Consider the following 25,111-nt stretch of genomic DNA (forward strand, 5'->3'; position numbering starts at 1 on the left):
AGGTTGCAGGCCTCCAATAAATGATCCTGGTCAGGATCTAACCCGGGCCGGGTTACCGGCTACGGTGGCCCCTGCCGGTACATCGTCGATAACTACCGCCCCGGCTCCGACTATGGCACCCCGTCCGATGCGTTTCCCCTGGATGACGCAGGCGCCGGCGCCGATGAAGGCTTCCTCTGCAACGATAACACTGCCGCAGAGAATAGCTCCAGGACCAACTTGCGCCGAATGTCCTATCCGGCAGCCGTGTTCGATTATGGCTCCGGTATTAATAATTACATTTGCGCCAACTGTAACCGCCGGGTTAATTACGGCGCCGGCCATAATTACAACGCCATTACCAAGGGTAGCACCCGAGGCTATTATAGCTGCCGGGTGACGCAGTACCGGAAAATTAAAGCCCAGGCTGAGGACTTTTTCATACAGCTTGCGGCGGTAGTCGTTATTAAAACCGGCCATACCCATAGCCGCCATGTCTACGCCGGCCCGTTTAACGGCGGGTAAAACATCATCGCCGCCCAGGTATTTGATACCCAAATCTGCTAGCGCATTATCCTGTCGCGGGTCAGTGCAGCCGATAATTTCGTAGTTGCCGGTTGCCTGGATTATCTCGCTGACGACTATGGCGTGTCCCCCGGCGCCGACAATCACAATCGGTAAAGACATGGCTGAACAGGTCAGCCCCTCTTTATTAATTTATTAATAAGATTTAAGAACTGCACATACGGCCATTATATCCTCTTCGGTCAAAAAACTGGCGCTGGGTAAGTTTATACCGTTTTGATGCAACTGGGCAGCTATTGCACATGGGGGAAAGTTAGACCCACGGTAGCACGGTTGCTGGGATACAGGCTTAAATAAGGGGCGGGCCTGGATGCCCCGGCTTTTTAGCCACTGGATCAGAACGGGCTTGTTGGCTTTAAATTTCCCCTCGTCCAATACTATTGAAAAAAGCCACCAGTTACTCTCCGCCCCGGGTAGCTCTTCTTGCCAGCTCAGGCCGGGGAGGCCTTGCAGTTCCCGGCGATAAATCGCTGCATGGCGCCTTTTGGTCGCCAAAAACTCCGGCAGGCGTTCTAATTGCGCCAGGCCCAGGGCCGCCTGGAGATTGGTTAGGCGGTAATTGAAGCCTATCTCCTTATGCTCATACTCGGTTTCCCCGGGCTCCCGGCCTTGGTTGACCAGGAGCCTGGCCCGGCGGGCCAGGTCAGGGTTGGCCGTTACCAGCATACCGCCGCCGCCGGTAGTGATAATTTTATTGCCGTTGAAGCTAAAAACGCTTATCTGGCCGAAAGTGCCTGCTTTTTTTCCTTTATAAGTTGAACCTAAAGCTTCAGTAGCATCTTCTAGCACATACAGCCCGTACTTCCGGGCCAATCCCAGGATGGCATCCATGTCGGCCGGGTTGCCGTAGAGGTGGACCGGGATTATTGCTCGTGTGTGTTTGGTAATGGCTTTTTCTATCGCGGCGGGATCGATGTTCCACGTCCAGGGATCAACGTCGACCACTACCGGCCTGGCCCCGGCGTATACGACCGGATTCACCGTGGCAATAAAGGTCAGGGCTGGTACAATAACTTCGTCCCCTGGCCCGATCCCCAATAATTTCAGGGCCAGGTGCAGGCCGGCCGTGCCGTTTACTACTGCTACTGCCTGGCTGATACCTAAATAAGCGGCAAAGCGCTGCTCAAACTCCCTTACTAGGGGCCCTGCTGAAGAGACATAACCGCTTTCCAAGGCTTTTAATACATAGTCCTTCTCCAACTCACCGAGATTAGGCCAGTCCAGCGGGATCTTGATTTCCTGCATCAGTAAGGCGCCGCCTTATATGTTATATTGCCCAGTTTTATATAACTCCAGGCGATTTTTAAACCACTCAATTGTCATTGCCAGTCCTTCCCTTAAGGAGACTTTTGGTTGCCATCCTGCCAGCTGGTTTGCTTTGCGGTTATCGCAGCATAAACGTTCTACTTCACTCGCTTCCGGCCGATAACGTTCTGCATCCGCCCTGGTTTTTACTTTTACCCCCGTTAATTTCTCTAACAGATTAACCAGGTCGCCGATGCTTATTTCCCGGCCGCTGCCGATGTTTACTACTTCCCCCACTGTATGAGGTGAAAGGCCTGCGGTTATAAAACCGCTTACAGTGTCTTTGACAAAATTGAAGTCCCGGGTCGGGGTTAAATTACCGAGTTTGATTTCCTCCTGGCCGTTTAATAACTGGGTTATTATCGTTGGGATTACCGCCCGGGCCGACTGACGCGGGCCATAGGTATTAAAAGGCCGGACGATAGTTACCGGTAAAGCAAAGGAGCGGTAAAAACTCCAGGCCAGTTGATCGGCCCCGATTTTGCTGGCTGCATAAGGTGATTGGGCCTGGAGGGGATGGTTTTCGTCGATTGGCACGTAACGGGCTGTGCCATAAACTTCCGAGGTTGAGGTATGGACCACCCGGGCAACCCCTTGCTCCCTGGCGGCCTGGCAGATATTATAAGTCCCTTCGATATTGGTTTTGATATAAGCAATTGGTGAGACGTATGAATAAGGTATACCTATCAAAGCTGCCAGGTGATATACGGCTTCTCTTCCCTCTAACGAAGCTTTAACGCTATCGTAATCGCGGATATCGCCGGTATAAACTTCGATGTCATCCTTAAATTCGCTTTCCTCCAGCCAACCCCAGTTATTGCGGGAGTTATAGTGGATGAACGCCCGCACGGTGTGGCCCTGTCTTACGAGCTCTTCTGCCAGATGTGATCCTATGAAACCGCCGGCACCGGTAACTAAAATACGCAAAAAATGTATCTCTCCTTTGTTTTTGTTGTTTTCCTTTATATGTTATTTTGGGTGCCTTATTTTGTCCTATTATATATTAATTTTGTTTTTATATATTAATTTTGTTTCTTGGCTTTGACATCTATGATTATCGACATTTTGCAACAAGGCTGTAGGGGTAAAAGTAAGATTTTCTTGCGTAGCTGGAGAATAATAAAAAACCCGGCCACTGCTGCACTGCCGAGAATAATTATATTTCATATCATAACAACGGTAAACCCTCAATGCTATTACTATTAACGCTGTGTCACTTTAAAAGGTAAATTACCCAGGGCTACGGCCGGCGTCCGGGCGGCGGCTTTGTTTTCGTCCGCCACGGCGGCCAGGAGTTCCTGACGGACGATGGGCACCTCCGGCGGGGCGTCGATACCGATGCGGACTTTATCGTCTTCAATGCTGACGATGGTGACTTTAATGCGGTTATCGATGATTATAGCATCGTTTACCCGCCGGGTGAGGACCAGCACAGGCGGCAACTCCTCCGCAATGAGATGTGTGAGGTAGATGTGAGAGATGAGAGGTGAGATTCTTGTAGAAGCCGGCGTCGCCAGTTTCAAATAAACATCCGTCTACCTCTTATTTCCCCCGTTCGGTGGTACTGACTCGCCACCAGCGAATGACGCCCTAAACAGTGGGTGCCTGGTAGTATATTTTGTCCCTTCCAAGACGATCTGCATACCCCGCCTGGCTGTGAGGTTAATGACCACGGGTCCGACCAGGTTGGCCGTGGCCCGGCGGATGTCGCCGTCAGGGATGGTCACGACGGCATAGACCAGGGCGTCCGCCGGTTTCTCTATATTTAACTCTTCCTGAAGGCTGGCCGGCAGCTCGACGGCGTAGCCAGGGAAAAAGAGGAAAGGGTCGGCCAGGAGGAAAGCCACCTCCGGGTCGGCGGCGGCTTGGAGCCAGGTGAAGGCCTGGTTTTCGGGGATAGGGTAAAAGAAGAACTCCCGCAGCTCCTCGAAGGCAGGAACGCCTCCGGGGAAAAAAAGTAGTTCTTCCGGTTTTACTTCTACCGGGCCAAAACGGGTGGTGCTGATTTGCACGGGTATTGCCTCCCTGATAAATAAAGCGCCCGCCGGGGCAATAAAAATTACCCCGCAGGCCGTAATCTTTTTAATGCGGTTTGACCTGAAAAAGGCCCTGTTATTTCCATTTCCTTAAATAGCGGTTATTAACGGCTAATTTGCAACCGCTTACTTAGCCATACTCTTAAAGATAGGATTAGTAAAGATCCGGTGTGGTGGCTTACTTTGCACGGGTTAGTAAGGCAGTTTACCTGTTGTCAGCCGCCCGACCTGAGCTGTCACCCTCACGCCAAAACTAATGTAGGTAATCAATCAGGCTCGGCTGCAGGACCATGGCGCCGGTGGCCAGGGAGGCGCGGTAGACATTCTCCTGGTTTTTGTAATTCATGACGGTCTCGGCCAGGTCGATATCCTCCAGCTTGGACATGGTTTTCGTCAGGCCGATCTGGGTGTCGTCCAGGCGGGAAGTGGCCATCTCCATACGGTTGCTCTTAGCGCCCAGGGTGGCGCGGAGATCCAGAATGTGGTCGATGGCCTGGTCAAACTGGCCCAGAGTGTTAGAAACAGCGGTGTTGTCGTGGTTCATTAAGGCGGTATGGAGATCCTGCAGTAAACTAAAGATGTCTTTATCCGGTATACCATCGTTATTGGTATCAATTGCCTGCATAAAAGCAGCATTCCCGTTCACGTTGACGGCAATCGTTACCTGGGGCGCCACTTCCCAGTTCAAATCCTGGGTATTGCCGCTATAACTCACTGTACTGCCGGAACGGGTAAAAGGGGCGGCGGTGGTCCGGCTGCCGCCGAAAACAAATCTACCGCCGTAGGAGGTGTTGGCTGTCTGCACTAGCTCGTCAATAAGTTGATCCACTTCCGCCCCCAGGGCTTCCATGGATTCTTTGGGCATAGTACCGTTGGCGCCGTAGACGGCCAACTCGCGGGCACGCTGGAGGGTGGCGGTAACCATGCCCAGAGCGCTTTCCGAGGCGTCAAGCCACCCTTTGGCGTCTTCCATGTTCTTTTTATACTGGTCGTTGGCGGCGATGGAGGTCTTAAAGGCCAGGACCCGGGCGACGACGATGGGATCATCGGAGGGACGGTTGACCCTTTTGCCGGAGGACATCTGCTCCTGGGTGCGGGCCATGTTCTCCAGGTTACGGTTGATATTGCGGATCACATTATTATTAAGCATTCTATTGGTTACGCGCATTTTTTCACCTCCGGCGGATTACGCTATTAGAGTGGAACACTCGATTTTTTACTGCCGGTCGCTGACTCATAACCTATGAAGGGGAGAAAGGTTTTAACGGGCGACACCCATGCCGTTGATGATTTTATCCAGCATGCCGTCCAGGGTGGTAATCATCCGCGCCGCGGCTTCGTAGGCGCGCTGGTACTGGAGCATACTGGCCATCTCCTCGTCCAGGGAGACCCCGGAAATGGACTCCTTACGGTTGGTGAGCTGGTCCACCAAAACACCCTGATTGGTGGTCATGCGCGTCGCCTCGTGGGCGTCGACGCCTAACTCGGCAATCAAATTTTTGTAGTAGTCGTCGAAGGTTGTCCCTGCAAGCCCGGTAATAGATGCTTGCTGTAGTTGGGCTATGGCCAGGGCGTTACTCCCATCCCCTGGTATGCTGCCGGAACTAGCCGCGGCGGCTACTTTGGCCACATTATTTTTAATATCTGCGTTTACTTGGATATTTGCTGCCGTAATCGGACCCCCACCGTTGGCGACAAAAAAATTCTCCCCCTTAATACCATATAAGTCATAACCGCTTGTATGTTTACTATTAACCGCGGTCGCCAATTCATTGACCAGGGTGTCTAACTTTGTTAAATAGGCGCTGGTTTTATTTCTTGCTGTTTGTAGGCCATATATTTCACCGTTAGAAATAATTAAGTTCGGCTGGGTACCATCTACCCAGCTAACAGTTGAACCCGAAGCCTGGAGTTGGTGGATGGTGGTACCATCTACCCCTGCCACTAGATTGCCTCCGCCGCCCAAGGTGACGGTTATGGTGCCGTTACTGGCCAAGGTAGTAGTACAATCAATTATCTTACTTAATTTATCTACCAATAAGTCCCGTTGGTCCAGGAGGTCGTTGGGCTGGTCGCCGGCGGCGATAATATTTTTTATCTGACCGTTCAAATCGGCTATTTGTTGGGCGATGGAGTTGATATCGGTTACCTTTAAATAGACGCTCTGATCGATGTCGCCCTGGATAGTGGTCAACTGCTGGCTGCTGTGGTTGAGAGCCTCCGCCAGGGCGTTGGCCGTCTCGACAACGGTAGTCCGCACCGGGGAGCTTTCAGCGTTCTTCGAAAGTTCCTGCCAGGAGGCCCAGAACTGGCTCATCAGGGTGCTCAGGCCTGTGTCCGAGGGTTCGTTGAAGACAACCTCGACCTGCTTTAATACGTCCTGCATCTGCTCCCACTGGCCCAAAGAGCCGGTTTCCCGGCGGATCTGGGTATCCAGGAAGGCGTCCCGCAGGCGGGTGGTTTCCTGGCTGTCGACGCCGGTGCCGATCTGCCAGCCGGTGCCGCCGGGGTGGTTCATACCTGGCACGGGGTAAGCGGGGGTCGGGGCCAGCACTACCCGCTGGCGGGTGTAGCCGTCGGTGTTGGCGTTGGCGATGTTATGGGAGGTGGTATAAATGCCCCGCTGCTGGGCCTGCATGCCGCGCATGGCGGTGTTAAAGCCGAAAAAAGTTCCAGGCACTGGGATTCACCCTTTACGCTGGTTTTTTCCTCCTGCCGCCAGATAACTGCTCGAGCTCGAGGCGGCAGGTACAGTAAAATGCCGGCCTCCGGTCGGGCTACACCACCCGGTCCATTATAGCGGGCAACGTGCCTTCCGGCACCAGCAGGGAAAGTATCTTCTGCACATAGGCCAGGGATTGGCGGGTGAGGAGGCGGTTGGTGTCGTTGATTTCCTGGAACTCCCGGACGGCCTGGCGCAGGGTTGCACGTAAAGCTTCGCTAAAGTCAGTAGGTGGAGGTGAAGCGCCCGTTACCTGCCCCCGTTGAACTTGCCTAGTAGTGGAGGCCGCCCGGTCGGGAACTTCTAACATCATCACCTGTTGCCGTTCCTGTTCCAGCTCCCCCAACCGCCGGGCGAGGTCGCCTTTACGAGCGGTAGCCGCCTGGATGCCCGCCAGATCATTGGTAATCAGGGCGGCCTGCTCTTCCCGGCAAGCGGTTATAAGCTGCCGCACAACCTCCAGCTCAGCCTGTAAGACTTCCGCCAGGCTCCTCACCGGCCCATCTCCTTCAAAATGGCGGCGGCTACTTCCCCCGCCGGGATGTTATAGGTGCCCGCCGCCAGGCGGGCGCGGATAGCCTCCACCCGGGCGGAGCGAGTGTCATCCCCTCCGGCCAAGTGGGTTTTTAGTTCGCGGATAAAGCGGCTGTCGAAAGAAAGCTGGATAATGTCTTCTTCCGGCCGGGCCTGCGCCGGCTGAACTTTACCTTTAATTCCCGCGTCTTGCTGGTAGGCCGCGCGTACCCTGTTCCAGGAAACTGGTCCCTGTCCGGTTATCTGCAAACCCCTGCACCCCTGTCAACCTAATCTTAAGTCACTATCTTTATATCGGTAAACCAGGGTAGAACTTTACCCTGGCGGAAAAAGGTAAGCGGTGGTCAGCGGGACAACGTCTAATTACGGGCAATGAAGTTGTTGGTTGGCGCGGCCCCAACCAAATTAAGTATCACTTAACTGGGTTTCTCCTGTCATCCTCGGATCATCGCCGTACCTTCTCCGTTTTATGGACGATGGTAAAATAAAACATGATTAAAACGCTAACCCGTCCCGGTCACCAGGGTTACCATAGCCGGGGCGATTTCCGGCAGGGGCAGGACCCGGTCGGCCAGGCCGGCCTCTACCGCCGCCCGGGGCATGCCGTAGACGACGCTGGTGGCTTCGTCCTGGGCGATGACCTGGCCGCCGCCGTCTTTAATAGCTCGTAAACCCCGCAGGCCGTCGTTCCCCATGCCGGTGAGGATGACCCCCAGGCTGCGGGAACCGTAGGCCCTGGCTACCGATAAAAAAAGGGCGTCGGCCGCCGGCTTAAATAAGGTGGCGAAACCCGCATCGTCGGCCAGGTGCACCTTAACTGCACCAGCCCGCCGTTCCAAGAGCATCTGCCGCCCCGCCGGGGCGATGAGGACCAAGCCGGCCCGGACTACGTCCCCTTCCTGCGCCTCCCGGACCTCCAGGGGGGAAAGCTCGTTCAGCCGCCGGGCCAAGGGGCCGGTGAAGCCCGGGGGCATGTGCTGGACAATTACTACGCCGGCCGGGAGATCGCCGGGCAAGGACGCCAGGACCTGGCGCAGGGCCGCCGGCCCGCCGGTAGAGGCGCCGATGGCGATGATGACCGGCGCAGGCCCGGCACCGGAAACCGGCACTATGGAGGAACTATCGGTCAAGGTGGCTCCTGATTGGAGGCCGGTCCGGCTGTCCGTTTCACCAGCCGCCGCTGCCGCCCGGTCTGCCGCTGTCCCCCTACGGGTCCGGATATCCTCCCGGTCCGGTCGGGGAGAAATAAAAGCTGCCGGGATAATCTCCCGGCAGGGTTTACCCCGGCCAAGACGCCCTACCGGCACCCGGGCCGCGGTTTTGACCTTTTCCGGCAAAACCCGGGCCAGTTCCTGGACATCTGCGGTTTTAACCGGCTTCAGGACAAAATCGACGGCCCCCAGTTCCAGGGCCCTCAGGGTCACCTCGGCCCCGGCCGTCGTATGGGCGGAGAACATGATGACGGCCACCGGGTTATGCGCCATCAGGGCTTCCAGGGTCGCTAGGCCGTCCAGGACCGGCATCTCCTGGTCCAGGGTTATCACCTGCGGCTGCAGGGCCGCAACCTTCTCCAGGGCCTCCCTGCCGTTACGGGCATAGCCCACTACCTGGATGGCGGGATCGGACGCCAAAATATCACTCACCAACCGGCGGCTGAAGGCCGAGTCGTCGACGACCAGGACCCTAACTGGCCAGTTCACGGTCCGGCTCCTCTCCCAGGAAGTTTACCAGGCTACGCACGTCCAGGATCAGGGCCACGCTGCCGTCGCCCATGATGGTCGCCCCGGCCAGGCCCGGAATCTTACCGATGAAGTTCCCCAGGGACTTGATGACGATCTCCTGTTCGCCCAGGAGGTTGTCGACGATAAAGCCGACCTGTTTTTCCGCCAGACCGACAATGACGACGGCGTAGTTCTCTCCCTCCGGCGCGGTGGTGCTCAGCCCCAGGGCCTGCCCCAGGTAGATCAGGGGCAGGACCCGGCCGCGGACGACCACCACCTGCTGGCGGTGGACATGCTGGATACTGCTCGGGGCGACGTCGATAATCTCCATCACGTTGGCCAGGGGGAAGGCGTAGACCCGGCCGCCGACGCGGACCAGCAGGGAGCGATTAATGGCCAGGGTCAGGGGCAGCTTGATGGTAAAGCAGGTCCCCTTGCCCGGGGTGGTGCGGATGTCGATGGTACCGTTGATTTTTTCGATATGATTGCGAACGATGTCCATCCCCACACCCCGGCCGGAGACGTCGGTTATCTTGGCGGAGGTGGACAGGCCGGGCAGGAAGATCAGGTCCACCACCTCCCGCCGGCCCAGGCGGGCGGCGGCCTCGGCGCTGATGAGGCCTTGGGCTACGGCCTTGGCTTTAATCTTCTCGGCGTCCATGCCGGCGCCGTCGTCTTCTACGGTGATGACGATCTGGTTCTCCTGGTGGAAGGCCTTCAGGCGTACTGTCCCCTGGCGGGGCTTGCCTTGCTTAAGGCGTTCCTCCGGGGGCTCGATCCCGTGGTCGATGGCGTTACGCAGCAAGTGGATCAAGGGGTCGCCGATTTCCTCAATGACCGTCCGGTCCAGTTCCGTTTCCCGGCCTTCGATGATAAAATCAAGCTCCTTGCCGGCCTTGCGAGCCAGATCCCGGACCATGCGGGGGAAGCGGTTGAAGACCTGCTCGATGGGGAACATGCGGGCCTTCATGATCTCCTCCTGCAGGTCAGAGGTGATGCGGCCGATGTGCAGGGAGACCTCTTCCAGGGTCTCCAGGAGTTCTTCGTTGGCCAGCTTGGCCTGCAGGCCGTTGCCGACCTCGGCCAGGCGGGTGCGGTCGATGACCAATTCCCCCACCAGGTTCATGAGGTTCTCCAGGCGCTGGACGTCCACCCGCACCGTTTGGCTGACCCGGTGCTCGCCGGCGGCCCCACCTCCACTGACCCCCGGGGCGCCCTCGCGGTCCGGCTGTCCCGGCTGGGGCGCCTGACTATCCGCTGCCGCCACCCGGTCTTCCTCCAGGATGATGGGCCGTACTTGGACGTCCTTAATTTCCGACACCGATTTAACCACATTGGCCAGGGTATCGGCATCCTCCCGGCTGACGAAAGCCAGGACAAAGGAGTCGTTAAATTTCTCGGCCTCCAGCTCCTGGGTATGGGGGACGCTCTTGATGACCTCGCCCAAGTCTTTCAGGTTGTTGAAGACCAGGTAGGCCCGGGCCGATTTCATCTGGCAGCCGGCCTCCAGCTGCACCCGGATCTCGTAGGCGCGGAAGCCCTTAACCTCTGCCGCCCGGATGACGTTCTGCTCCACGTCGTCCAGGGACAGGGTTTCGAGGGTGTTAGCCCCGGCCACCGCGGGGGCGATGGGGCCGGCCAAGACTGCCTCCAGGCGGGCGACTACTGCCGCGACTTCGCCTTCGTCACCTTGACCGGCGGCGATGCTGTCCTTTAAGCCCCGCAGTTTATCCACGGCGGCCAGGAGGATGTCGATGATCTCGCGGGAGACGGCCAGCTTCCCCTGGCGTAAGGAGTCCAGGACGCTCTCCATGCGGTGGGTGAGGGTGGCCAGGCGGTTGAAGCCCATGGAGGCCGAGGAGCCCTTCAGGGTGTGGGCCGCCCGGAAGATGGTGTTCAACAGGTCTTGGTCGCCGGGGGTCTGCTCCAGCTGGACGACGGCCTCGTCCAACTGTTGGAGCTGTTCCTCGGCTTCGTCCAGAAAGACGCCCAGGTATTGGGACATGTCCAGGTCGCTCATTTGCTCGCCACCCCGGCGGCCACTTCTTGCTGCAGTTCGCGCTGCTCGCTCTCCCGCAGCACCCGGTCCAGGGCCAGGAGGATAATCAATTTGTCGTTCCACTTGCCCACGCCCTTTAGGTAGGCGACGTCGATGCCGCTGATCATGGGCGGCGGCGGCTCGATGCTGTCGGCCGGCAGGCGCAGGACCTCCGAAACCGAGTCGACGATCATGCCCACCGTCATCTCGCCCAGCTCGACCACCATGATGCGGGTATTGTTGGTAGCCTCGGCGGCAGGCAGGTGGAAGCGTTTATGCATGTCGAGGATGGGGATAATCCGGCCGCGCAGGTTGATGACCCCTTCGACAAAGGCCGGGGTCCGGGGGATCTCGGTAATGGCCTGCAGGCGGATAATCTCCTGTACGTGGTTAATCTCAACGCCGTAAGTCTCGCCGGCCAGCTGGAAGACGACCAGCTGGACTTCCGGGACCGTTTCGGCTGCCATATGTAAATCCCACCTTTCTATAGAAAAAAGAGAAGAAAAAAGAGAAAGAAGAGCCTTTCGGTGACTCGGAAGCAAGATGTACTTACAGGAAAATTCTGCGTCCGGGGTCCGATTCCTGCAGGTGCGGAAATATTTTTGCCAGGATAGCAGCCGCCGTGCTGGTAAATGCTATTTTAGTAGAGCCTGTCCCCGCCAAACCCGCAGCGGTTACTGTAAGTATCAACCATTCTTAGTAGGAGTCTATTTGCGGAGGGGGTGAGCAATTATGCCCCAGGTTAAATGCCGGGTGGCCAACTGCATCTACTGGCAGGACGGCGCCTGCAACGCGGAAAAGATCAACATCGCCGTCGAAGGGGTGCCGAACAACTCCAGCGCCCACAACGACCGCGATACCGAGTGTGAGACCTTCCAGGCCCGGGCCTAGGCGGGGGCCAGACCGGCAAGGCCGTTATCCCCGGTTAGCCCGGCAAAACGACAGCCAAAGTTGAAGTCAGGGGAACACCGCCCCTTTACAGTTTGAACCGGGCGATGGCCGCCTCCAGCTGACCAGCAGCGGCTGCCAGTTGCCCGGCGGCCTGGCTGATCTGGTCGACGGCCGCCGTCTGCTCTTCCGTCGAGGCCGACACCTGCTGGGTGCTGGCCGCCGCTTCCTCGATGCCGGCGGCGATACTCTCCACCCGCTCCTTGACCTGGCGGGAACCGGCGTACATGTCCTCCGCCTTTTCCGCTACGTTCTTGATCCTGGCTACCATGGTCTGGATGGCCTGGTCGATGGCGTTGAAGGCCTTGCCGGTGCGGGCCACCACCTCAGTGCCCTGCTGGACATCCTTGGAGCCTTCGGCCATGCTGGTGACCACCCGCTCCGTCTCCCGCTGGATCTCCTGGACCAGGCCGACAATCTGCTTGGTAGCTTCAGCCGATTGCTCGGCCAGCTTGCGCACCTCTTCGGCGACTACGGCGAAGCCCCGGCCCTGTTCCCCGGCCCTTGCGGCTTCAATGGCTGCATTCAAGGCCAGGAGGTTGGTCTGCTCGGCAATGCCGGAAATGACGCCGACGATCTGGCCGATTTGCTGGGAACGATTCCCCAGTTCACCCACCACCCGGGCCATGCTATCCATCCGCTGGGAAATAGCCGCCATCTGGTCCGTAGCCTCGGCCACGGCCCGGCTGCCTTCGGTAGCTTTAATCGCCACCTGGTCGGAGGCCGCCGCCATTTCCTCGGTGTCGCGGTGGACTTCTTCGACCCTGACCACCTGGCCGTCGGTGGCCGCCGCCGTTGCGCTGACCTGCTGGGCCTGGTCTTCCGCCCCTTTAGCCATCTCCTGGACGGTCGCGGCCACCTGGCGGGCGGCCTCCCCCACTTCCTGGGACATGCGGGCTAGGTCCTGGCTGGCCGCGGCTACCTGGCCGGTCATATCGCGCACCCGACTGATGACCTGGCGCAGGTTGTCGCCCATGGTGTTGAAGGCTGTGGCCAACCTGCCGATCTCGTCTTTACTGGCCACCTGGAGGGGCTCGGCGGTAAGATCGCCGCCGGCTACCCGATCGGCGTAGGCCGCCACCTGGCCCAGGGTCTTACCCACCATGCGGCTGATAAACCAGGCGATGAACAGCCCCAGGAGCAGGGTCAGGAGCAAGCCGGTCAGCAAAGTCGCCCGGGCGCTGGTGAGGGCCGCGTTTAATTGCTGCTCCGCCGCGGCCGTACTTTCCACAATGGTTTTATCCATATGATTGCCGATGTTGTTGACGTTGTCCAAGGAGGCTCCCATCTGGAAGCTCAGGATGGGCAGGGCCGCCATGCGGTCTTGCTGGCTGACGTTGACGATGCTGTTATGGAAGGTATCGCTAAAGCTCTTGGCCGCCTGGCTCATGGCCGCCAGGTAACCGGCCACCTGGCTGTCGAGTTTTTGATTCTCCAGCTGGGCTCGAGAATTTTCGAAACGTTTCATGGCGTCGTCAAAGCCCATGACGTGGGTCTGGGAGCCGTTGATTATGTAATCGGTAGCCCGGCGGTAGGCGTCCCAGATATCATTGCTCATCTCGTTAAAAAGCATGTTCTGGTTATGCAGCGTCGTCGCCTGCTGGTATAGATTGGCCACCTTTATGAGATTGAAATTGACGTAAACGACTACGGCGACAAAGATGGCGATCACCAGGCAAAAGCCAGCCGTCAGCCTGGTCCCCAGGCGCCAGCGGCTGAAGAAGCCGGCCCGCGCTTTACGCGGGGCTGCCGGGGTTTTCTCTTGCCCTTTGGCCTGGGGCTGCTGCGGCTGCTCTGGTTCCTGTCCCGGCTGGCCTATCAGTCCCTGCGGCTGCCGTTCCTTCTTTTTAAACAGTTTTAAGCCCATAAAAATTCCTCCTCCGGTTTGGACGAAATATAAAAAGGGCTACCCGGTGGGTAGCCGTTCCACCCGTGGTAACTGGCTGTCCTGGCCCTTGGTCTGGGCTGTAGACCCTCTAGTTTTGCGCCCCTACCTTTCAGCAGGTTTGCCCTTTCGGGGAAATTTTCCTTTTTTCGCCTTAATTATACCGCAGGAAGGGCAGGATATGCAAGATATACCAGGGAAGAAATTGGAGGTGGGGTAATTCGCAGGCGGCGCCTAACGGTATCTCCCAGCGGTACCGGACCTTATGGAGTTTTACCGGCAGCGATGAGTTCCGACACCGTCACTAGTTCGTAACCCTGGTCGCGCAGGTCTTTAATCAGCTCCGGCAGGGCGACCAGGGTGCCAGGATGGGCCTCATGCAGGAGGACGATGCTGCCGTCGTGAACATTGGCCAGGACCCGTTTAAGAATGGCGGGTGGTCCGGGGTTGGACCAGTCCCGGGGATCGACACTCCAGGTGACGGTGCGCTCATGCAAATCGCCGGCCGCGGCCAGGAGGTTGGGCCCCATGGCGCCATAGGGGGGCCGGAAATACTTGACCGGCTGGCCGGTGATCCCGGCCAGGGCGGTGGCGGCCCGGTTTAAATCATCCCGGGCCGCCTCCCGGGATACCTTACCCAAGTTGGCGTGGCGCCAGGAGTGACTGGCTACCTCATTGTTGCCAGCCAGGACGGCCTGCACCAGTTCCGGGTGGGCCGCGGCCCGGCTGCCCACCATAAAAAAGGTGGCCCGGGTCCCCATAGCCGCCAGGACCTTCAGATAACGTTCCGTCCAGCCCGGGGTCGGGCCGTCGTCAAAGCTAATGGCCACCCGGTGCCCGGCCCCGGCCACCTGGCGCAGGGGCTGGGGGTTTTGCTGGGGCTGCGGGTCAGTGGCCTCTTGGGACTGCTGAGGTGGGGCCGCGCCAGGAGTAAAGCTGCCCTGGGGCGCGGCAGCAGGAGGCTGGTCGTTCGGGGCGGCCGGCGATGAGGTTTGGGTGTCAGGTTTGCTGGCCGCCGGGGTGAGGGGTACGATAAGCGCCGGTGGTACGCTGACCGTCAGATAGCTGCCTGGTAAACGGTGGCCGCTAGGGGTACTGTAAGTGTTCCCGGCCGGCCGGGCCAGGCTGTCGCCGCCGGCAGTCAGGACGACGGCGATCAGCCCCGCCAAGGCTGCCAGTTGCTCCAGGCTCAGGATTAACGCCGGCCAATCCGGCCGCCAGGGATGCCTGATCACCCTGGACCCCCAGGCCCAGCACTCCACCACGTATTTTACTACCTGGCTCATTTCCGGTCGCCCCTTTTTGGTCTTTCCTATGATTAGACGTTACCCGGAGTTATTTGTTCCGCAAAAAAGGGCCAAAAATGTTGGAATTTAGTTTACCATAATATGTTAGAACGGTTAGCAGGGCTGGAGCCGGCACAATTTCATAACGGTAATAACGCTGGATATAGGCCAGGGCTTGCTGTAAATGTTCGGCTCCGGCGGCTCCTTCCAGGCTGAGCCAGAAGGTTGCGCCGCGGTTATAAACGGCCCGGTGGTAGGTCTGATCGCTGCCGTACTCTTCCAGAGGCAGGTTGATGGGATCGCTGCTGCCGGCAGCCAGCCGGGTGATCTCGGCCAGTTTCGCCTGGTAGAGGCCGGGGTCATAGCGCCGGTAAAAGAGCAGGGTGCTGTACTCGGCCAGGCCCTCGTCGATCCAGGCGGCCTGGTGTGTATCATTGCCCACCAGGTTGTACCACCACTGATGGGCTACCTCGTGGACGACCACGGCCGGGCTGTAGGGCTTGCGATTACTCAGGAGAATCAGACCCGGGTATTCCATGCCCATCAGGTTATCAAGGGGGACAAAGGCTAGATGGAAGTAGCTGTAAGGGTAGGGGCCGTAGACCTCCTGGAAGAATTCCAGGGCCTGCCGAGCGACCTCCAGGGCCGCCCCTGCCGCCTCGCCCCGGGCCGCGGCCACCAGTTGGACCGCCCCCGCCTGGCAAGCGGTGAAGCGCCAGTCCGAGGCGGCAGTAAAGGCAAACTCCCGCACCGGCTGTTCGCTGTTAAAGGACCAGTCGGTCCATTCTCCCTTCGCCTGGCTGCCGGTAAGGCGGGCACTGGCCAGGACCTGGTAACCGGTTGGTAGGGAAAGGCGCACCCGGTAGTAGGCGGCAGATGCGAAATAGGGGTCGCCGTAGGACGTTCCGGCCACTCCGGCCCAAGAGTCGCCCTCTTTAGGAGCCAAAATGGGATACCAACCAGATACCTGGCTCAGCTCCCCGGACCGGCCCAGGCGGTTATTACCCGGCGGCACCGTGGTTTTAAAGGTTAGGGCCAGGGAAAGGGTCTCCCGGGGGGCCAGGACCCGGGGTAAGGGTACCTCCAGCTGGCCTTGCCTTTGGCGTACGGCCACCGGCCGGTTGTTGACCACTACCCGGGTAACCGTGGTGGCGGCGCCATTGCCAAAGGGGGCGTTGGCCGGGAGGTTGAAATAGAGCCGGCGCAAAGGGGCCAGGTAAGGGTTCTGGTAGGCCAGGAGAAGTTCACCCTGGATTATGCCTTTTGCCGGGTCGTAGCTGGCCTGGAGATCATAAACTGGGTGGTAACGAAAATGGAAACCGCTGTCAGCCTGGATGGGGGGGAGGCGCAAGTCGGGGGCCGCCGGGCCGGACCAGCTCTCCCCGCCCCTGCCAGGGAAGATGACGCTGGCAGCACCAGGAACTATGACCCTATCAGCACCAAGCTCAGCAGTTTGGCCCTCCCGGACCTCGCCTGCCGTCCTGGAAGCGTCGCCGGTCGAACCGGCGCCGTTGCCGGCAGTAGTGTTGTCAGCAGTTCCACCCCCAACAGTACCGTTCCCCGCATCGCCCGCCGACATGCCCAGGACCTCCAGAGCCAGGGAGAAGGGGATATAGAGTTTGCCTTCTATTAGGAAAGGAGCTGCCGCCAGCCGCCGGGGGACGCCGTTGACAGTAGCCTCCCGGCTGCCGGCGGTGACGGTCGCATTCACACTACCTCTAAGGACGCCACGGCCCTGGTACCAGTCAGCACTGCCCCCGGCCAGGGGTAAAAAGTCCCCGGCGGAAACCATAATCTGGCTGCCGGCCTGACCTGTAGCTACCAAAGGCGGCACGTCAAGGACTATTTGCTTAAAGGTAGCGTCCAATGGGATCCTGACCGGCTTCGGGTCGGCCCGCAAAGTGGCCCGGAGATTAGTGAAGATGACTATGATGCTGAGACCTAAAATTATCAGTCCCAGAATTCTCTTAGGCAAAGGCTTCACCGCCTCGCCCTTTATTTCGACAGCAGAATCCTTTCTCCTGCCGGGGTAGCGAAAAGTAGCGTCTCTACTTACGCGCAGCGGCGGCGTCCAGGGCAGTACGCATAGGTGTCTCTACGAAGAACATAATAAAAATAGGAGTGATGATCATGGGCATCTGGCGCACCCAGAAAATCGAAGACTTAAAGCAGGAGGCCCGGGATAATCAAGGCCTCAAGCGCAGCATCGGCACCCCGGAACTAATCGCCCTGGGGGTTGGGGCGATTATCGGCTCCGGCATCTTTGTCCTGACGGGGGTGGCCGCCGCAAATTACGCCGGCCCGGCCCTGGTCTTCTCCTTTCTCATCTCCGGCCTGGCCGCCGGCCTGGCGGCCTTGGTCTACGCCGAGATGGCGTCCGCCATCCCGGTGGCCGGGAGTGCCTATACCTACGCCTATGCCTCCCTGGGAGAGATCGTCGCCTGGCTCGTCGGCTGGAACCTGGTGCTGGAGTACCTGGTGGCCTCAGGGGCTGTGGCCGTAGGCTGGAGCGGTTACGTCACCGACATGCTGGCCTCCATCGGTATCGCCCTGCCCCGCTCCCTAGTTACTTCACCCCTGGGCGGCGGCCTGGTCAACCTGCCGGCTATATTGATAACCGCCATCATGACCGGCGTCGCCATCGCCGGTACCACCACCAGTGCCCGGACCAATAAGATTATTGTCGGGATTAAGCTGCTGGTGATCCTGGTCTTCCTGGCCTTGGGCATTCCCCGGGTCAACCCGGCCAACTGGCACCCCTTTCTCCCCTTTGGCATCGCCGGGGTCGTCCATGGGGCGGCCATTATCTTTTTCGCCTACATCGGCTTTGACGCCGTGGCCACCGCCGCCGAGGAGGTCCGCGACCCGGCCCGGGACCTGCCCCGGGGGATCATCGGCTCCCTGGCCCTGGCCACTATATTATATGTCGCCGTGACCATCGTTCTGACTGGTTTGACCCGGTATGTCAATCTTAATACTCCCTCCCCGGTGACTACCGGCCTGCTGGCTGCCGGCGTCCGGGGGGCGTCCCTCATCGTGGGCATCGGCGCCCTGGCCGGCCTGACCAGTGTACTGCTGGTGACCATCTTCGCCCAGAGCCGGGTGTTTATGGCCATGGGTCGCGACGGCCTGCTGCCGCCCCTCTTCACGAAGGTCCACCCCCGTTTTAAGACTCCCTGGCTGACGACCATTATCGTCGGCGCCTTTGTGGCCCTGGTGGGCGGCTTTTTACCGGTAGATATAATTGCGGAACTGGCCAATGTCGGCACCCTGACGGCCTTTTTTACCGTTTCGGTGGGGGTACTTGTTTTAAGGCGCCGCCAACCGGACCTGAAGCGGCCTTTTAAAGTGCCCTTGATGCCCTGGACGCCCCTGCTGGCCATGGCCTTTGCCCTGTACCTCTTTTTTAACCTACCCAGCCTGACCTGGATTCGTTTCGGCGTCTGGGTGGCCCTGGGCCTGGTGATCTACTTCGCCTACGGCCGTCACCACAGCTCCCTGGCGCGCCGGGAGTTAGAGGAAGCAGCCCTTCCCCGCCCGGCTTGCCGGCCCTCGCCCGTGGGAATACCCGGTCCGGCCCGGAGGCCCTTACCCTTCAGGCTACCTTCCCCAGCGCCGGCCTTCCTGCGCCTGCTATTACCCCGGTGGCGGAAATAAATGGCAACAACTTGAAGCTCCCTGACGACAAGGGTATCAGGTTTTTTAAGCACTTTAACGTCGCCGGCCAGGTTACCCGGGTAAAAGAGGCGCCTCTATGTACGTAGTAAAAACGCCAGGAACCAGGGTAAAAAAATTCCGGGAGTGAGCAACTCCCGGAACTCGTAACTACCTTTCTAATTGTCATACCCAGCTCTATTGGGTCGGTTTTTCGGCCAAGACGATATTGATATTCAAGGTCTGGCCGCGGCGGAAGACCTGGAGCTGCACCTGCTGACCGACCTTCATGGCCTGAACTTTGGCCACCAGGTCATTGGGATCCTTTACCGGCTGGCCGTCCATCTGGAGGATGACGTCGTATTTCTGCAGGCCAGCCCGGGCCGCCGGGCTACCGTTCACTACCTGGGCGACGATGGCGCCTTCCTGGCTCTGCAGGCCCAGGATGTCGGCTACGTCAGGTGTTACCTGCTGCAGGGCTACCCCCAGCCAGGGCCTGGTGATTTTTCCCTTGGTCATCAGGTCTTTCAGAACCGGCTGCACGGTGCTGCTGGGGATGGCGAAACCGATTCCCTGGGCGCCGGCGTTGACAGCGGTGTTAATGCCGATGACTTCGCCCTTGAGGTTCAACAAGGGACCGCCGCTGTTGCCCGGGTTAATGGAAGCGTCCGTCTGCAACAGGTTCTCATAGTGGCGGTTCTGGACGTCGATGGGCCGCCCCTTGGCGCTGATCACGCCGACTGTGACGGTGTGATCCAGGCCGTCGGGGTTGCCGATGGCGATGGCCCAGTCGCCGACCCGAACCTGGTTGGCATCACCTAGGGTCAGGTAAGGCAGGGGTTTGCCCGCATCCACTTTTACAACCGCCAGATCCAGGGAGCTGTCGGCACCGACAACTTTGGCGTTCAGGGGTTTGTCGAAACCGACGATGGTCACCTTGACCTGTTTAGCGCCGTCAACGACGTGCTGGTTGGTCAGGATATAACCATCGCTGGAGATGATAAAACCCGAACCCAGGGCATGCTGGACCTGGGGGCCGCTGTTAAACTGGTCGCCGAAGAACTGCCGGAAAAAGGGGTCATTAAAGGGGGTGTTGGCGGCCGGGGTCTCCGTCACCGTATCGATACGCACCACCGCCGGGCCGGTTTTTTCAACGATATCAGCAATGGTCTCCGGCCCCAGGCCCGGCGGGATGCTGGCCGAGGCCGGCTGGGCTGTGCCCACGGCGTTCTGGTAAGCCTGCGGCGACCCGGCTGCTGCACCGGTGACATGATAGAAGCCTGCCGTTACCGCCACCCCGGCCAGAAAGACTAATAAGACCGCCAGTACAGAAATCCTTGCTCGTCCTGCTCGAAGCCACATGTTTCATACCTCCAATCCTTTACTCTTGCTTTTGAGGGTATTATAAAATACAAAGTTGAAATTTACATGAAGACAACCTGAGAAAAAGATAAGAAATGCGTCTATTCCTGCCAGGCTACGGTTATCCCGCCGTCGTTCGGGCCGGCGGTTAGCAGTGCCGGCCAGGGAAAGCCCTCCCCGTGCAAAGATTTTGCTCAATTAGCATTATATAACCGCCTTGCAGTCATTGCAACCGGGAAAAGCCTCTGGTATACTTGATGGGGAAAATATGAGCTTCAACTGGAAATAAATAGCCGGCGGCGCCGGCAGGTCCGGTTGGCTATTCGCCTCCCGGTGCGGCCGGGCTTCCGTTAAAAGCTTCCCGTTAGGAAAGGAAGGTGCCGCAAATGAAGAAATGGCAGTTAATCCTCTTTATCGCCGGCTGGCTCGTCCTGGGTCTCCTGGTGACGGCCGTCAACAGCCTGGGAGGGGGAGAACACGGGGGCCACGAGCCCGCCGTTACTACAGCCGCAGCGGAAACCGCCCACTGAGCGCCACCTGAAAGGCGCTTTTCATTTTGGGGAGGTGCGTTATCATGCAAGCTGAAGCCATCTTTACCGGCACGGAGATGCTTCTGGGCCAGATCATCAATACCAACGCCGCTTTCCTGGGCCGGGAGCTGGCCGCCGCCGGCATCAACCTTTACCGTCAAGTGGTAGTCGGCGATAACCTGGAACGCATCCGGGAAGCCATCGCTGCCGCCCGCCAGCGGGCGGACCTGATTATCGTCAGCGGCGGCCTGGGACCGACGGAAGACGACCTTTCCCGGGAAGCCCTGGCTGCGGCCCTGGACCTGTCCCTGGTAGAAGACCCGGCGGCCAGGGAAAATATTACCCGTTACTTCACGGCCCGCCGGCGTTCCATGACGGCCAACAATTTTAAACAGGCCCTGCTGCCGGCCGGGGCCCGGGCCCTGGATAACCCCTACGGTACGGCGGCCGGAGTCTACCTGGAACACGAGGGCAAGGTCTATGCTCTGCTACCCGGACCGCCGTGGGAGTTTGAGCCCATGGTAACGGACCGGCTGTTACCCTTGCTAAAACCCTACGGCGCCCGGCGGGAGGTCATCTTCTCCCGGGTGCTGAAGATTAGTGGCCTGGGCGAATCCGCCGTCGAGGAAGCCGTCAAGGACCTCCTCCACGGCGATAACCCCACCGTGGCGCCCCTGGCCAAACCCGGCGAGGTAACGCTACGCCTGACGGCCCGGGCTGGCAATACCGAGGCAGCCCGGCAACTCATTCAGCCCCTGGAGGCGGCTATCAGGGAGCGCCTGGGGGAATACATCTTTGGCATTGACGATGAAACCCTGGAGGGTGTGACCGGCACCATGCTGGCCGCCCGGCGCTTGACCCTGGCCGTGGCCGAATCCTGCACCGGCGGCCTGCTGGCCCACCGGGTAACGAACATCCCCGGTAGTTCTGACTACTTCCTGGGCGGCCTGGTAACCTACAGCAACGAGGCCAAGGTGAAGTTCCTGGGGGTGGAGCCGGAAGTCCTGGCCGCCCACGGGGCGGTGAGCTCCGAGGTGGCCGCTGCCATGGCCAGCGGTGTGCGCCGGGCCGTGGGTACAGACATCGGCATCGGCATCACCGGCATCGCCGGGCCGGGCGGCGGCAGCCCGGAAAAGCCGGTGGGACTGGTTTACCTGGGGATAGATTTTCAAGGCAGGGTGGAGGTGCGGCGGGAGCTTTTTCTGGGCCAGCGCGAAAGTATCAAGTGGCAGTCGACCCAGAGCGCCCTGGACTTCCTGTGGCGAAGTTTACGGGGAAAGAAATAGGCTGTGGCCTGGACTATTAGTTATGCAGCGGGTTGCTTAACGGGTGAAGATGTGGTTGCCGATCTGGGTTATCTGGGGCCGGGTCCAGATCCAGGGGCTGGTGGCCTTAGCCGGGTTGAAAAAGTAAAGGGCGCCGTTGCTGGGGTCCCAGTCATTCATGGCGTCATGGGTGGCGGCGTAGTCCCGGGCCAGCACCTGGACCTGCCAATAGCGGCCGTTGGCCACGCTTTCAAAGGCCCAGGGTTCGAAAATGATACCGGCAACTGTTTTCGGAAAGTTAGGATCGCGCAGGCGGTTTAAAACCACGGCTACGACGGCTACCTGGCCCGGGTAGGGCTCATCCTGGGCCTCGGCTGCCACCAGCCGGGCCAGGAGATTGGTGTCGTCAGTCCGGAAGTTAGCCGGCAGGGGTTTAGCCGCCGGAGGCGGGGGCGATGGCAACGGCCGGGCCAGGTAGTAGCTGATGCCGGGGATCGCAAGGATAAATACCAGCAGCCCCAACAGGGCCCGGGCCTGCCAGGCCTTTGGCAGGCGTAAGGGCGTCAGGTGCCGCCAGGTGTACTGCAACTCTTCGGTAGTGGCCTGCCAGGCTGACTGGAACCGGGCTATCGTCGTCCTACCGGACTGCCTTAGAAAATCAATGAATCGGTACCAGCGTTCTGTTAGCCGCGGCCATTTTTCCGCCAGATAACAGTGCCACCCGCCATGCCCTGACATATTTTCCACCCTTCCCTCGCCACGATCTTAAATATATTTTGGCTGGAAAGGGCGGCAAACTTGCACTGCCACTTTTACTTCCATCTCGATACTCCCAATAAGCAACTCTGCAGTTCCTCCCGGGCAGTGAGGGGTACTGCAGCCTTCAGTCTTACTTCGGCGCCATAATCTGTTGCCAGCACTTTGCCGCCGCACGTATTGATAAGGTATAGTACCCGGTCCAGGTCGGCGTAGCTGCAGGTAAGCTCCATTTCTCGCGTCATTACCCGCCGGACGGCTCCCGCTTCTTCCAGGACGCGGCGGGCTACCAGACCGTAAGCCTCGATGAGCCCCCGCACCCCCAGCTTTTTGCCGCCGAAGTAACGGGTCACCACTACCGCCACGTTGGTCAAGCACAGGCTGGTGATGGCCCCCAGGATGGGCCGGCCGGCCGTACCGGCGGGCTCGCCGGCGTCGCTATAATAGGTTATCTCCTGCCGGCCCGCCCCCAGGCGGTAGGCGAAGCAGTTGTGGGTGGCCTGGCGGTGCTCGGCCTGGATCTGGGTAATGAACTCCCTGGCCGCCCCTTCGCTATCGACCTCTCGCGCGTGGCCGATAAACAGGGAACGCTCGATTTTTATTTCGGCTATGGCTTCCCGAGCTATTGTAAGGTAAGAATCGTCATTTTCTACAGGAACGTCGCTTGTAGCAGATAAGCCGTTAGACTGCACTTCTTTTCTCTTCATAAGGGAAACAACTCCTTCAATAACGCATAAAAACACCCACCGCCCGGGAATTAACAGATTCGGCGGTGGGGTTTTAGTAGCCATATCTTCTACCAGATTAAATCCGCGGCTGGCTGGCGGCTAGGACCCAAACTTCGGTTTCGGCGGGTAAATTCTCCGGCCTTAGATCAATTTGCCCCTCCCCATAACGGCGTACGTTGGCCCGCCCGGCCGTAAATTCGTCGACGCCGGCGATGGGGAAGCCCTGCATACCTGGTACCAGGTAGTGCATGGGCAGGACTACCCGCGGTTTTAAAGCCGCCACCACCTGCCAGGCCTGGTTGGCATCGATGGTGAAGTAGCCGCCCACGGGGATCATCAACACATCCACCCGGCCAATGCTCTGCACCTGGCCGTCGCTGAGTAAGTGCCCCAGGTCACCCAGGTGGACCAGGCGCAGGGCGCCGATTTCCAGGATAAAGACGGCGTTTTTGCCCCTTTTGGACCCCAAGACCTCATCGTGGTAAGTAGGCACGGTATAAGCGTGTACATCCTTATAGGTATGGTCGACCTGTTCCCAGCCGGCGCCGTCCGGGGTCAGGCCCCGCCAGACCTGGGGATCACCTTTGATGTTATCCAGGTAGTTATGATCAAAGTGTTCATGGGAAACAGTCACTACGTCGGCGGTAACTACCGGCGCCGCCGGCGAAACCTGCGGCCCGTAAGGGTCGGTAACCAGTCGCACCCCCGCCGGGCTTTCTAGATAAAAACTCGAATGACCTAACCAGCGCATTGTTACAACTCCTTTCTGTTTTTTCCAGTGGTTCATAACGCCTTGACGCTCGCAGTTAGGGTAAAACCTCAAAACCCATCTGGCTAAAGTGCGTGTCAAAGGCAAAAGCCTTACGGCAGTTCAATCTCCGCATGACAGCGAAGCTGGTACAATCTGTATAGCTGAAATCCTTGTCAGCATACTTTTGCGCTATTTCCCAGGCTTTGGCTTCATCCGCTTCCTCTACATGCAAGAGTTTAAGGATTTTACTCGCTTTTAATGACTGCCCTATTGTGACAGCCATACTATGGTTCCGGCAAAAGTAGGTATAAACTTCGGCAAAAATGAAGTTCGTAGTTACAGGGATCAGCCTTCTCATGAGGAGGTTATCAGGGGTAAAAAACCTGACCGCATCCATATGATAAGCATCGTCCTGATCGTAAAGGGCTATCCAGGCTGAAGTATCGATGAAGAGAAGCTCTTTCTTTCCCACCTGCTGTTGCTGCATATCACTTGTCCCCGTGATGGCGCCGGTAAATATAATGATCATGATTTATCGAGCCATCTTTACGCTTACGCCCGGTAGAAACATTCGTCTGTCCCAGGTGAAAAATAGGATCCTCAGGATCGATCTCTTCCTGCTTGTTTTGTTCTTTAGCTATCAATTGCCGCACGACCTCTGCCATGCTGATATTATACCTGGCAGCACGATCCTTTAAAAATTGATGCTGTTCCTCATCCAGGTAAAGTTGGGTACGATACTTGTACTCCATTCTTATCACCCGCTAATTACAGCATACAGCATGACGGCATAGATGTCAAGCAGGAAAGAAACACAACAGGCCTGCCTTGAAACTCAAAGCAGGCCAATGTTATCCCCTCACCTCGCAGTAATAGTCGACTGCCAGGGCGGGTATGCTGGTGATTACAGTATAGATGTCAAGGATCCACACGGCATATTTGGCTGGCCAGCCGAGCGCTAAGATCCGCCACGTTAACTGCCAGTAGGACACTGAAGACATCCATATTTTCCTTGCCAATAGGTTT

At 58.6% G+C, this 25,111-nt stretch carries 25 protein-coding genes and 1 riboswitch; of the genes, 4 read left to right on the plus strand and 21 right to left on the minus strand.

Features of this window, described 5'->3' with window-relative positions:
* Positions 1-30 precede the first annotated feature (30 nt).
* From SDD30_RS13770 to SDD30_RS13825, 12 genes are all read right to left on the minus strand, one after another.
* Entirely contained in the window at positions 31-666 is a 636-nt protein-coding gene (locus SDD30_RS13770) for an acetyltransferase (protein WP_434075506.1), read from the minus strand.
* Positions 667-699: 33 nt separating this feature from the next.
* Positions 700-1,809 carry a LegC family aminotransferase gene (locus SDD30_RS13775; protein ID WP_434075507.1) on the minus strand — a complete coding sequence of 370 codons (1,110 nt, stop codon included), beginning with the start codon at positions 1,807-1,809 and terminating at the stop codon, positions 700-702.
* Between the two features lie 15 nt (positions 1,810-1,824).
* Entirely contained in the window at positions 1,825-2,796 is a 972-nt protein-coding gene (locus tag SDD30_RS13780; protein ID WP_434075508.1) for an NAD-dependent 4,6-dehydratase LegB, read from the minus strand.
* A gap of 275 nt (positions 2,797-3,071) precedes the next feature.
* A complete protein-coding gene (gene csrA / locus SDD30_RS13785) occupies positions 3,072-3,302 on the minus strand; it encodes a carbon storage regulator CsrA (RefSeq protein WP_434075509.1) in 231 nt (76 codons plus the stop codon).
* Between the two features lie 102 nt (positions 3,303-3,404).
* Positions 3,405-3,881, minus strand: a complete 477-nt coding sequence (fliW, locus tag SDD30_RS13790; RefSeq protein ID WP_434075510.1) for a flagellar assembly protein FliW — start codon at positions 3,879-3,881, stop codon at positions 3,405-3,407.
* Between the two features lie 277 nt (positions 3,882-4,158).
* Positions 4,159-5,073, minus strand: coding sequence for a flagellar hook-associated protein FlgL (flgL, locus tag SDD30_RS13795; RefSeq protein ID WP_434075511.1), 915 nt, complete (start codon positions 5,071-5,073; stop codon positions 4,159-4,161).
* Positions 5,074-5,166: 93 nt separating this feature from the next.
* Positions 5,167-6,585, minus strand: coding sequence for a flagellar hook-associated protein FlgK (flgK, locus tag SDD30_RS13800; protein WP_434075512.1), 1,419 nt, complete (start codon positions 6,583-6,585; stop codon positions 5,167-5,169).
* Positions 6,586-6,682: 97 nt separating this feature from the next.
* Positions 6,683-7,123, minus strand: a complete 441-nt coding sequence (locus SDD30_RS13805) for a flagellar protein FlgN (RefSeq protein WP_434075513.1) — start codon at positions 7,121-7,123, stop codon at positions 6,683-6,685.
* Positions 7,120-7,410 (minus strand): flagellar biosynthesis anti-sigma factor FlgM, encoded by a 291-nt coding sequence (gene flgM, locus SDD30_RS13810; protein WP_434075514.1) that lies wholly within the window; start codon positions 7,408-7,410, stop codon positions 7,120-7,122. Before flgM ends, SDD30_RS13805 begins: the two co-directional genes overlap by 4 nt.
* A gap of 254 nt (positions 7,411-7,664) precedes the next feature.
* Positions 7,665-8,861, minus strand: a complete 1,197-nt coding sequence (locus SDD30_RS13815) for a protein-glutamate methylesterase/protein-glutamine glutaminase (RefSeq protein ID WP_434075515.1) — start codon at positions 8,859-8,861, stop codon at positions 7,665-7,667.
* Complete coding sequence (locus SDD30_RS13820) at positions 8,845-10,902, minus strand: chemotaxis protein CheW (RefSeq protein WP_434075516.1); 2,058 nt, start codon at positions 10,900-10,902, stop codon at positions 8,845-8,847. Before SDD30_RS13820 ends, SDD30_RS13815 begins: the two co-directional genes overlap by 17 nt.
* Positions 10,899-11,387, minus strand: coding sequence for a chemotaxis protein CheW (locus tag SDD30_RS13825; RefSeq protein WP_434075517.1), 489 nt, complete (start codon positions 11,385-11,387; stop codon positions 10,899-10,901). The genes SDD30_RS13820 and SDD30_RS13825 overlap by 4 nt, the downstream gene beginning before the upstream one ends.
* A 265-nt stretch (positions 11,388-11,652) precedes the next feature.
* Between SDD30_RS13825 and SDD30_RS13830 the strand changes: the two genes are divergently transcribed.
* Positions 11,653-11,811 carry a DUF1540 domain-containing protein gene (locus SDD30_RS13830; RefSeq protein ID WP_434075518.1) on the plus strand — a complete coding sequence of 53 codons (159 nt, stop codon included), beginning with the start codon at positions 11,653-11,655 and terminating at the stop codon, positions 11,809-11,811.
* Positions 11,812-11,896: 85 nt separating this feature from the next.
* Here SDD30_RS13830 and SDD30_RS13835 read toward each other — a convergent pair whose 3' ends face one another.
* From SDD30_RS13835 to SDD30_RS13845, 3 genes are all read right to left on the minus strand, one after another.
* Positions 11,897-13,735 (minus strand): methyl-accepting chemotaxis protein, encoded by a 1,839-nt coding sequence (locus SDD30_RS13835; RefSeq protein WP_434075519.1) that lies wholly within the window; start codon positions 13,733-13,735, stop codon positions 11,897-11,899.
* A gap of 64 nt (positions 13,736-13,799) precedes the next feature.
* Positions 13,800-13,889, minus strand: a riboswitch (cyclic di-GMP riboswitch).
* Between the two features lie 127 nt (positions 13,890-14,016).
* A complete protein-coding gene (locus tag SDD30_RS13840; RefSeq protein ID WP_434075520.1) occupies positions 14,017-15,039 on the minus strand; it encodes a polysaccharide deacetylase family protein in 1,023 nt (340 codons plus the stop codon).
* A 49-nt stretch (positions 15,040-15,088) separates the two neighbouring features.
* Positions 15,089-17,014 carry a M1 family aminopeptidase gene (locus SDD30_RS13845; RefSeq protein ID WP_434075521.1) on the minus strand — a complete coding sequence of 642 codons (1,926 nt, stop codon included), beginning with the start codon at positions 17,012-17,014 and terminating at the stop codon, positions 15,089-15,091.
* A gap of 155 nt (positions 17,015-17,169) precedes the next feature.
* Between SDD30_RS13845 and SDD30_RS13850 the strand changes: the two genes are divergently transcribed.
* On the plus strand, positions 17,170-18,696 hold the full coding sequence (locus SDD30_RS13850) for an amino acid permease (RefSeq protein ID WP_434075522.1): 1,527 nt from the start codon (positions 17,170-17,172) through the stop codon (positions 18,694-18,696).
* Between the two features lie 195 nt (positions 18,697-18,891).
* Here the strand turns inward: SDD30_RS13850 and SDD30_RS13855 are convergent, their stop codons facing one another.
* A complete protein-coding gene (locus SDD30_RS13855) occupies positions 18,892-20,055 on the minus strand; it encodes a trypsin-like peptidase domain-containing protein (RefSeq protein WP_434075523.1) in 1,164 nt (387 codons plus the stop codon).
* 386 nt (positions 20,056-20,441) lie between these two features.
* On the opposite strand from SDD30_RS13855, the gene SDD30_RS13860 reads away from it, so the two are divergent.
* Together SDD30_RS13860 and SDD30_RS13865 are read left to right on the plus strand one after the other, a co-directional pair.
* Entirely contained in the window at positions 20,442-20,585 is a 144-nt protein-coding gene (locus SDD30_RS13860) for a hypothetical protein (RefSeq protein ID WP_434075524.1), read from the plus strand.
* A gap of 44 nt (positions 20,586-20,629) precedes the next feature.
* The gene (locus SDD30_RS13865; RefSeq protein WP_434075525.1) at positions 20,630-21,871 is read left to right on the plus strand and encodes a competence/damage-inducible protein A; all 1,242 of its coding nucleotides are present in this window, start codon (positions 20,630-20,632) and stop codon (positions 21,869-21,871) included.
* A 36-nt stretch (positions 21,872-21,907) separates the two neighbouring features.
* Here the strand turns inward: SDD30_RS13865 and SDD30_RS13870 are convergent, their stop codons facing one another.
* The 5 genes from SDD30_RS13870 to SDD30_RS13890 form a co-directional block, all read right to left on the minus strand.
* Complete coding sequence (locus SDD30_RS13870; protein WP_434075526.1) at positions 21,908-22,588, minus strand: cell wall hydrolase; 681 nt, start codon at positions 22,586-22,588, stop codon at positions 21,908-21,910.
* A gap of 74 nt (positions 22,589-22,662) precedes the next feature.
* On the minus strand, positions 22,663-23,313 hold the full coding sequence (locus tag SDD30_RS13875) for an IMPACT family protein (RefSeq protein ID WP_434075527.1): 651 nt from the start codon (positions 23,311-23,313) through the stop codon (positions 22,663-22,665).
* A 97-nt stretch (positions 23,314-23,410) separates the two neighbouring features.
* On the minus strand, positions 23,411-24,085 hold the full coding sequence (locus SDD30_RS13880) for an MBL fold metallo-hydrolase (RefSeq protein WP_434075528.1): 675 nt from the start codon (positions 24,083-24,085) through the stop codon (positions 23,411-23,413).
* Positions 24,086-24,140: 55 nt separating this feature from the next.
* The gene (locus SDD30_RS13885; protein WP_434075529.1) at positions 24,141-24,614 is read right to left on the minus strand and encodes a type II toxin-antitoxin system VapC family toxin; all 474 of its coding nucleotides are present in this window, start codon (positions 24,612-24,614) and stop codon (positions 24,141-24,143) included.
* Entirely contained in the window at positions 24,574-24,837 is a 264-nt protein-coding gene (locus SDD30_RS13890; RefSeq protein ID WP_434075530.1) for a ribbon-helix-helix domain-containing protein, read from the minus strand. Before SDD30_RS13890 ends, SDD30_RS13885 begins: the two co-directional genes overlap by 41 nt.
* Between the last annotated feature and the right edge of the window lie 274 nt (positions 24,838-25,111).

It is taken from the genome of Moorella naiadis (nom. illeg.), assembly GCF_051020825.1.
GTDB classification, from domain to species: domain Bacteria; phylum Bacillota; class DSM-521; order Neomoorellales; family Neomoorellaceae; genus Neomoorella; species Neomoorella naiadis.

Excerpts from the sequence above, each read along its gene's own strand:
- SDD30_RS13770 (WP_434075506.1), bottom strand. The coding sequence starts at position 666 with ATGTCTTTACCGATTGTGATTGTCGGCGCCGGGGGACACGCCATAGTC.
- SDD30_RS13775 (WP_434075507.1), bottom strand. The coding sequence starts at position 1,809 with ATGCAGGAAATCAAGATCCCGCTGGACTGGCCTAATCTCGGTGAGTTG.
- flgL (WP_434075511.1), bottom strand. The coding sequence starts at position 5,073 with ATGCGCGTAACCAATAGAATGCTTAATAATAATGTGATCCGCAATATC.
- SDD30_RS13820 (WP_434075516.1), bottom strand. The coding sequence starts at position 10,902 with ATGAGCGACCTGGACATGTCCCAATACCTGGGCGTCTTTCTGGACGAA.
- SDD30_RS13825 (WP_434075517.1), bottom strand. The coding sequence starts at position 11,387 with ATGGCAGCCGAAACGGTCCCGGAAGTCCAGCTGGTCGTCTTCCAGCTG.
- SDD30_RS13830 (WP_434075518.1), top strand. The coding sequence starts at position 11,653 with ATGCCCCAGGTTAAATGCCGGGTGGCCAACTGCATCTACTGGCAGGAC.
- SDD30_RS13835 (WP_434075519.1), bottom strand. The coding sequence starts at position 13,735 with ATGGGCTTAAAACTGTTTAAAAAGAAGGAACGGCAGCCGCAGGGACTG.
- SDD30_RS13840 (WP_434075520.1), bottom strand. The coding sequence starts at position 15,039 with ATGAGCCAGGTAGTAAAATACGTGGTGGAGTGCTGGGCCTGGGGGTCC.
- SDD30_RS13850 (WP_434075522.1), top strand. The coding sequence starts at position 17,170 with ATGGGCATCTGGCGCACCCAGAAAATCGAAGACTTAAAGCAGGAGGCC.
- SDD30_RS13855 (WP_434075523.1), bottom strand. The coding sequence starts at position 20,055 with ATGTGGCTTCGAGCAGGACGAGCAAGGATTTCTGTACTGGCGGTCTTA.
- SDD30_RS13860 (WP_434075524.1), top strand. The coding sequence starts at position 20,442 with ATGAAGAAATGGCAGTTAATCCTCTTTATCGCCGGCTGGCTCGTCCTG.
- SDD30_RS13865 (WP_434075525.1), top strand. The coding sequence starts at position 20,630 with ATGCAAGCTGAAGCCATCTTTACCGGCACGGAGATGCTTCTGGGCCAG.
- SDD30_RS13870 (WP_434075526.1), bottom strand. The coding sequence starts at position 22,588 with ATGTCAGGGCATGGCGGGTGGCACTGTTATCTGGCGGAAAAATGGCCG.
- SDD30_RS13875 (WP_434075527.1), bottom strand. The coding sequence starts at position 23,313 with ATGAAGAGAAAAGAAGTGCAGTCTAACGGCTTATCTGCTACAAGCGAC.
- SDD30_RS13880 (WP_434075528.1), bottom strand. The coding sequence starts at position 24,085 with ATGCGCTGGTTAGGTCATTCGAGTTTTTATCTAGAAAGCCCGGCGGGG.
- SDD30_RS13885 (WP_434075529.1), bottom strand. The coding sequence starts at position 24,614 with ATGATCATTATATTTACCGGCGCCATCACGGGGACAAGTGATATGCAG.
- SDD30_RS13890 (WP_434075530.1), bottom strand. The coding sequence starts at position 24,837 with ATGGAGTACAAGTATCGTACCCAACTTTACCTGGATGAGGAACAGCAT.